Here is a 7571-nt window from a genome sequence, read left to right as displayed (position 1 = left end):
CTGGTAACGCCACCCCGGAACTAGCACAACGTATTGCCAACCGTTTGTACACCAGCCTTGGTGACGCCGCTGTAGGTCGTTTTAGCGACGGCGAAGTGAGCGTGCAAATCAACGAAAATGTACGCGGCGGTGATATTTTCATCATCCAGTCCACCTGTGCACCCACCAACGACAACCTGATGGAACTGGTTGTTATGGTTGATGCCCTGCGTCGCGCCTCCGCAGGTCGTATTACTGCTGTCATTCCTTACTTCGGTTATGCCCGCCAGGATCGCCGCGTGCGTTCTGCGCGTGTGCCAATCACTGCCAAAGTTGTTGCTGACTTCCTCTCCAGCGTAGGGGTTGACCGCGTATTGACAGTCGATCTGCATGCCGAGCAGATCCAAGGCTTCTTCGATGTCCCGGTAGATAACGTATTCGGTAGCCCGATCCTGCTGGAAGACATGTTGCAGCAGAACCTGGAAAACCCGATCGTGGTTTCCCCAGATATCGGTGGCGTCGTGCGCGCCCGTGCGATCGCCAAACTGCTTAACGATACCGACATGGCCATCATTGATAAGCGTCGCCCTCGCGCAAACGTTTCTCAGGTGATGCATATTATCGGTGACGTGGCAGGCCGTGACTGCGTGCTGGTCGATGACATGATCGATACCGGTGGTACCTTGTGTAAAGCAGCCGAAGCGTTGAAAGAACGCGGTGCCAAGCGCGTATTTGCCTACGCCACGCACCCGATCTTCTCCGGTAACGCCGTGGACAACATCAGGAACTCGGTGATTGATGAAGTGATCGTCTGTGACACTATTCCGCTGTCAGCAGAAATCAAGGCGTTGAAAAACGTGCGTACTCTGACCTTGTCCGGTATGTTGGCTGAAGCTATCCGCCGTATCAGCAATGAAGAGTCAATTTCCGCGATGTTCGAACATTAATCCCATCTCTGGCGCGGGTTAACCTCCACTGCGCCAGGTTGTTCGGGTGAACATCTCAGAAAACGAAAAACCCGTTGAAGCGCAAGCAACAACGGGTTTTTTACGGGATGTGGGACATAATCCTTAAACCTTATACCCTCAGGCTCCTTTGCCTTTGTTCGCCAGATCCTTGACCGCGGTTAATCAATGTGACGGGCGACGCGGGTTGTTTTGGCAGCGTTTATCAAAGTGTTTTACCCACCAGTAACGATCTGCAACCCGCTCACGCCCACCGATACGTGCACCGGCCAGCCACAACAAGGCGCCGATAAAAATACTCATGATGGCGCCGTGGGCAAACAACTGCGGCAAATTGAACTGTGATACTTCAGCCAGGATGGAGTATCCAACCCCGCCAACCATGACCACCATACCCATTCCCATTAAAACGTTGCCAATGACCTCAGCGCTTTTACGTTTCATATGCCACCTCCAGAGTGCCCTGTGCCAATAGTGGGAACGCCCTAACTCGTTATCCCACCTTGATTAGTTAAGTATAGTCATTATTTCGGCATGGGTATTGCGTGACCGATCACAAATGGCAACAAAAGGCTGACAATTCTTTACTTTATGTTAAAAGTTAGCGAGATAACTAAATTGTTTTACTAATGTATTATTCACTTCTCTACGATTAGCGGGCGGGTGCGCCAGATTTTTGTCATTCTTGACGCAGGCAGGTACACTAACGGCCTATAAATTTCGAGCTGTGCCGCTGTGAAACCTTGGGCGATCGCAACTTGGCTGGCAACGGGCACGCCCTTTCCATTTTTCTAGCATAGTGAATCTCTTGTGAGCAGTATCAAACTGATTGTTGGCCTGGCCAACCCGGGCGCAGAGTATGCCCAGACACGGCACAATGCCGGCGCATGGTATGTTGACCTACTGGCACAACGCCACAACCAACCGTTGAAGGAAGAGAGTAAGTTCTTCGGTTACACCGCACGCCTGAATTTAGCCGGTAACGACGTTCGGTTGCTGGTCCCCACCACTTTTATGAACCTGAGTGGTAAAGCCGTTGGCGCCTTGGCCACCTTCTATCGCATTCTGCCAGAGGAGATTCTGGTGGCACACGACGAGTTGGATCTGCCACCAGGGGTGGCGAAACTCAAATTAGGCGGCAGCAACGGTGGCCATAATGGCCTGAAGGATATCCAGAGCAAGCTGGGCAATAACCCGAACTTTTATCGCTTGCGAATTGGCATCGGCCACCCAGGTGATAAAAACAAGGTGGTAGGCTTTGTGCTGGGTAAGCCGCCAGCAGCGGAGCAAACGCTGATTGATGATGCCATCGATGAGTCGCTACGTTGCACAGAGATCTTGCTGAAGGAAGGTATGACTAAAGCTATGAATCGTTTGCATGCATTTAAAGCGACTAGCTAAGCGGTAAGGCCAAGTAATGTGACCATCACTTGCTTGGCCTGCTACTTATCGGGCAATAGCGACACAGCTTACGGGTACAGCACGGCTGCACGCTGCTTTGCATAGCAACATCAACGACCTCCGGCGTGGTTTTCTTTTTCAACTCCGCAGTTCCAGCGAAAAAAGGCCGCTCGATCAGGCTCTTCCTCCGCTCGTTACGGAAATGAATAATAAAAGAAATAACTGACAGTAATAATAAAATCGGTGCAGAAAGCACATCAATTCCATTCATGGAATAAATCCCTCCTTGAATTCAAATAGCATAACGAATAACACGCGGATAATATCTTAAAAAAATACACTCAACAATACTTGTAGATAAATTTATCGTTCTACTCCCAAAGCTACCTCAATACAATTAGGATATTACTTACAAGACAAGGGAAGTATCCTATCAAAATAATAAGATATTTCTTGTTGTAGATAAGGATAGTTCTTGATAATAATAAATACCCACAAACACGCATTAAAAACACTAATACTTTCAATCAAATACAAAGAAAAATCTTATTAAATCACCAATGCTAACATAAACAACAACATGCATGGATGCCTTATAAAAAAACCCGATTACCACACGCAAAATTGATTAGATTATGATCATGCTTTAGCAATTAGTTAGTTTAAAATTAATGAATTTTGCTAGCCTACAGAGATACCCTACCATAAGACATACAACGCATTGCTGCTTAACGTTCTGTAACTCTTTATCCGCTGCAATTCACCAGCTTTTATTATGATATGTTACCACATTGTTTCATTGGATGAGAAAAAGGCAAGCTCAAGAATAACCATAGGAAAAAAGCGCCTTTATAATAAACACGCATTTAAAATGAAACATTTGCTCACCTTTAACACTAAATATCTGATAAAAATAACCGGGATAATCCCCAATATTAGCGTTCTATCTCCTATTGCCAGATGTGTTCAGCTTGGATCCGCACCTTGCCTGTTGAACACCTCTACCGGCGTTGAATTGAGTCGACCCGGGCGTAAGCAGCGCAAGAAACGCCTCGGCTAGTACCGCGAGTCACGGGCAGATCGAGATAACTGCCCATTACGTGTATAATGACGGGATAATTTCGTCCTTTATGCAACAGGCCAATGTTAACCTGTTGATAGTCAAGATATTTAAGGTGATATAAACATGGGATTCAAATGCGGTATCGTCGGTCTGCCTAACGTTGGCAAATCCACCCTGTTCAATGCGTTGACCAAAGCGGGTATTGAAGCGGCCAACTTCCCGTTCTGCACCATTGAACCCAATACCGGCGTGGTACCGATGCCCGATGCCCGTCTGGATCGGTTGGCCGAGATCGTCAAACCACAACGCATTCTGCCCACCACCATGGAATTCGTTGATATCGCAGGCCTGGTAAAAGGGGCTTCTAAAGGTGAAGGCCTGGGTAACCAGTTCCTGACCAACATCCGCGAAACCGAAGCTATCGGCCACGTGGTACGTTGCTTTGAGAACGACAACATCATTCACGTTAACAACAAAGTGGATCCGGCTGACGATATCGACGTCATCAACACCGAATTAGCCCTGTCCGACCTTGATACCTGCGAACGCGCCATTCACCGTGTGCAGAAGAAAGCCAAAGGCGGCGATAAAGACGCCAAAGCCGAATTGGCCGCGCTGGAAAAATGCCTGCCACAGTTGGAAAACGCCGGTATGCTGCGCGCGTTGGATCTGACCGCTGAAGATAAAGCCGCGATCCGCTACCTGAGCTTCCTGACCCTGAAACCAACCATGTACATCGCCAACGTCAACGAAGACGGTTTTGAGAACAACCCGTATCTGGATGTCGTGCGCAAGATTGCTGCCGCAGAAGGTTCCGTGGTGGTTGCGGTTTGCGCCGCTGTTGAATCTGACATCGCAGAGCTGGAAGATGAAGACCGCGCTGAATTTATGGCTGAGTTGGGTCTGGAAGAACCTGGCTTGAACCGAGTGATCCGCGCAGGTTACGAATTGCTCAATCTGCAAACCTACTTCACCGCTGGCGTGAAGGAAGTGCGTGCCTGGACTATCCCGGTTGGTGCTACTGCACCGCAAGCCGCCGGTAAAATCCACACCGACTTTGAAAAAGGCTTTATCCGCGCACAGACCATCGCCTTTGATGACTTTATCACCTATAAGGGTGAGCAAGGTGCGAAAGAAGCCGGCAAGATGCGTTCAGAAGGGAAAGACTACATCGTTAAAGATGGCGATGTGATGAACTTCTTGTTTAACGTCTAAGTCATTTTGCTGATCGCATGACATCTCACGATGTTTCATGTCGCTGGTGAACATACATGAAACCCACGCAATTGCGTGGGTTTTTGTTTTCTACTTATTGAATCAGAAGTTGTACCTCAACCCCAATTGGCCATTAACGTCGCGGAAGTCATCTTTGCCCCCCTGAACGCCAATATTACCGGAGGTACTCCAGCCCTTGCCCAGTTCAACCTGGACGCCCGCTTTAGCCTCGTAAATATTATCAGCCAGTTTATGATTCACCCTGGTTCCGTTCATCTCGATCGCTGCGTCATTACCACCCGACCACCAGTTCAGTTGCAGGAACGGTTGGATCTGATTGGCCGCAGGATCCAGTGAATTGCTAAACAACCGGGCACCAAGACGAGTTGTGGTCTGATTTTTACGCTGCGCCGCAATTTGGGTGCCGTTATCTTCAGTATGCGCATCGCCACTATAACGGGTAAAGATCACCTGGCCCTGAGGCTCCAGATACAGGCCGCGGCTTGCACCTTCATACAGCGCTAACGCATAACCCAACTCCAGCGATCCGCTCCAGGTATTGGACTTATACTCTTCTTGCGCCAATCCACTGCCGTTGACCTCGTTATCGTAGCGACCATATTGCAGCCAACTGTCCAGATAGAGCCCGCTTGGTGCTTTGGCATTCTGATACCAGGTCCCGTAAACCCCAACGCTGGTTCCCGTGACTTTGCCTTTGGCATCACGCCCGCTGAGATCGGAGGTCGCCCTGGTGTCGGCGCTGCCATAGCCCAGCATCATGCCGGTATGCAATCGGCCTTCGCCAACGGCATGTTGCAATTCCCCGCCTATCTGCATGACGTCAAGATCCGTGTTGACCGACAGCTGCTCGCCAACGACGCCAGCATCAAGATTATGACGTTGGGCACGCAGCCAGACCGCACCCTGACCGTCCTTGCCTCTGACGCCAAATCCCGGCTCTCCAAGACGATCGGTGCGGCTATGATCGAACATATGTACGGCGGCATTCTGATTATTCAGATAGGCAGCAGCATCAACACGTAGCAGGGCAGGTTTTCCGCTGGTCGGCGGTGTAACCGGCCCTGGTTTTTCAGGCTCAGGAGTCTCTGGCTTAGGTGTTTCTGGAGTTGGGGTTTCTGGAGTGGGTTTTTCAGGTTCAGGTGTCTCCGGTTTTGGCTTTTCTGGTGTCGGTTTTTCAGGCTCAGGAGTCTCTGGCTTCGGCTTTTCAGGCTCAGGGATTTCGGGCACGCTAACCGCCTCAGAACGTAAATACCAGTTGCCGTCGGCAGGATCCTGTTTCCCCCCTTTATGCAGCAGATATTCGTATGCCCCCGCGACGACCGGTTTTTGCAGGTTAAACACCCCGTCCGACGCTTTGGCAACGCTGATCACCTCAATACCTTCAACCGTCTCCGCACCCTGCCCACCAACGTTGTTGACCTGTAACCACGATTGACCACTGCTGCTGCCGGTGATCACCAGGCGATCGGTCACCGAATCATCCCCCCCGAGTACCGTATTCAGCCGCAGCGTACCCCCTTCACCTGTATAGTTGCCGTCGCCGCCACCAAAGATGGAGTAAACCAGTGACAATGTCGTCCCTGCCTGGCCATTGCCTCCCAGACTAACTATGCCTGCGTTACTCAACCCGCTAAACATAGAACTGAAACCAGCCAGATCCAGCGTTCCGGCGTTGCCCACGTTAAACACGGCAGGGCTTAAGAAATTAGCCCCAAATCCACTGGCTACCCCAGCCTGCAGCGTGCCAGCGACAACGTTGACGGTACCACTGTAAATATTATCCGTGGACATCATGCGGGTAGTCCCAGTGCCCAGATGATTGATCACCCCAGCACCATTCAGCTTGGCGGAGAAGTCCTGATTATCACTGTAATTAAGATTTAAAACGCCGAGGCTATGCACAAAGACTTCTGGCGTATCCAGAATGCCGGCTTTACCGCCAGTACCTATGTTGAGTACCGCCTGTTTAACCGAACTACTACCGGAATAGGTACTGTTACCGACCCGCACCACGCCTTCGCTGCCCACTTTGACCACTGCGCCATCAGTGACCGTCAGGGTGCCATCGCCGTTATCCCCACTGATGTTGATATATCCGGCCGATAGCAGCGTGCCTTCATCCTTGACCAAAACCGTGCCGCTTGCAGGTGCGGTGCCGGTATAAAGCTCACGCTCACCGATAGCCAGACCGTCAAATTTGCCACCCGTGCTCGTCACCTGCGCACCGTTGGCGATAGTCAGACTGCCGACGCCATCCACACCAACATCAAGCCCGGTCACTTTGATTGAGGAACCCGCCCCGCTGATGAGCACATTGCCCTGACTTTGAACACGCGCACCGATACGCATCGTGCCTGCCTCGACGCTGCCGCCATCGACGATGTCCATCTGCCCTTCGCCGCTGTAGCCTACAAACAGCGTTGCAGCCTTCCAGGTTGATCCACTACCCGAAATCAGCGCGCTCCCTTTCCCCCCGAAACTATCGCCTAGATAACTGCCAGAACCGCGGCCATCGAGTCGTGCACCGTCGGTGATATTGACCTTTCCTTCGCCTTTTTCACCTACCCTGACAATGACACCGCCGGAGGTTACTACCGAACCGGCTCCTGAAAGATTAAGCTCACCATAGGCACCGGCCGTTGAGCCAATGCTGAGTTGCTGTGCTCCAGCCTTGGCACCATTGGTCACGTTCATCACGCCTTTACCGGCGTAGCCCACATAGATGTTTGAAGAACCGTACATGTCGTAATACAGTTCGCTCCCGGCCCCGTCGACATTGATGGTCCCTTCGCCACTGGCATCATGACCGACGATCACCTTATCGAAGGTATCCAGGCGGAATTTCCCGCCGTCAGAAAAGGTTAATTCACCCACGCCCTGCTTACCCACAATCACCTGATGGCCTAATAATTGCGAGCCCGCTCCCG

6 protein-coding genes are annotated in these 7571 nt (G+C 51.0%); 3 read left to right on the top strand and 3 right to left on the bottom strand.

Features of this window, described 5'->3' with window-relative positions:
* Positions 1-926, top strand: a 926-nt coding sequence (gene prs / locus ACLQ7H_RS19260; protein ID WP_411754053.1) for a ribose-phosphate diphosphokinase, incomplete at its 5' end; no start/stop codon positions are given.
* 183 nt (positions 927-1109) lie between these two features.
* On the opposite strand, the gene ychH is transcribed toward prs, so the two are convergent.
* The gene (ychH, locus tag ACLQ7H_RS19255) at positions 1110-1388 is read right to left on the bottom strand and encodes a stress-induced protein YchH (protein ID WP_411754052.1); all 279 of its coding nucleotides are present in this window, start codon (positions 1386-1388) and stop codon (positions 1110-1112) included.
* Between the two features lie 366 nt (positions 1389-1754).
* Between ychH and pth the strand changes: the two genes are divergently transcribed.
* Positions 1755-2345 (top strand): aminoacyl-tRNA hydrolase, encoded by a 591-nt coding sequence (gene pth / locus ACLQ7H_RS19250; RefSeq protein ID WP_065685599.1) that lies wholly within the window; start codon positions 1755-1757, stop codon positions 2343-2345.
* Between the two features lie 25 nt (positions 2346-2370).
* Here the strand turns inward: pth and ACLQ7H_RS19245 are convergent, their stop codons facing one another.
* Positions 2371-2616 carry a hypothetical protein gene (locus ACLQ7H_RS19245; protein WP_411754051.1) on the bottom strand — a complete coding sequence of 82 codons (246 nt, stop codon included), beginning with the start codon at positions 2614-2616 and terminating at the stop codon, positions 2371-2373.
* 915 nt (positions 2617-3531) lie between these two features.
* On the opposite strand from ACLQ7H_RS19245, the gene ychF reads away from it, so the two are divergent.
* Positions 3532-4623: a redox-regulated ATPase YchF gene (gene ychF / locus ACLQ7H_RS19240; RefSeq protein WP_411754050.1), complete on the top strand. Its 1092-nt coding sequence runs from the start codon at positions 3532-3534 to the stop codon at positions 4621-4623.
* Positions 4624-4725: 102 nt separating this feature from the next.
* Here ychF and ACLQ7H_RS19235 read toward each other — a convergent pair.
* Positions 4726-7571: autotransporter outer membrane beta-barrel domain-containing protein (locus ACLQ7H_RS19235; protein ID WP_411754049.1), on the bottom strand; the 2846-nt coding region annotated here is incomplete at its 5' end.

Source organism: Serratia sp. (in: enterobacteria) (assembly GCF_046715635.1).
Taxonomy (GTDB): Bacteria; Pseudomonadota; Gammaproteobacteria; order Enterobacterales; family Enterobacteriaceae; genus Chania.
This window is presented reverse-complemented; position numbering and strand designations above follow the sequence as displayed.

Bases quoted from the DNA above. Each gene is read 5' to 3' on its own strand.
- ychH (WP_411754052.1), bottom strand. From the start codon at position 1,388: ATGAAACGTAAAAGCGCTGAGGTCATTGGCAACGTTTTAATGGGAATG.
- ACLQ7H_RS19245 (WP_411754051.1), bottom strand. From the start codon at position 2,616: ATGAATGGAATTGATGTGCTTTCTGCACCGATTTTATTATTACTGTCA.
- ychF (WP_411754050.1), top strand. From the start codon at position 3,532: ATGGGATTCAAATGCGGTATCGTCGGTCTGCCTAACGTTGGCAAATCC.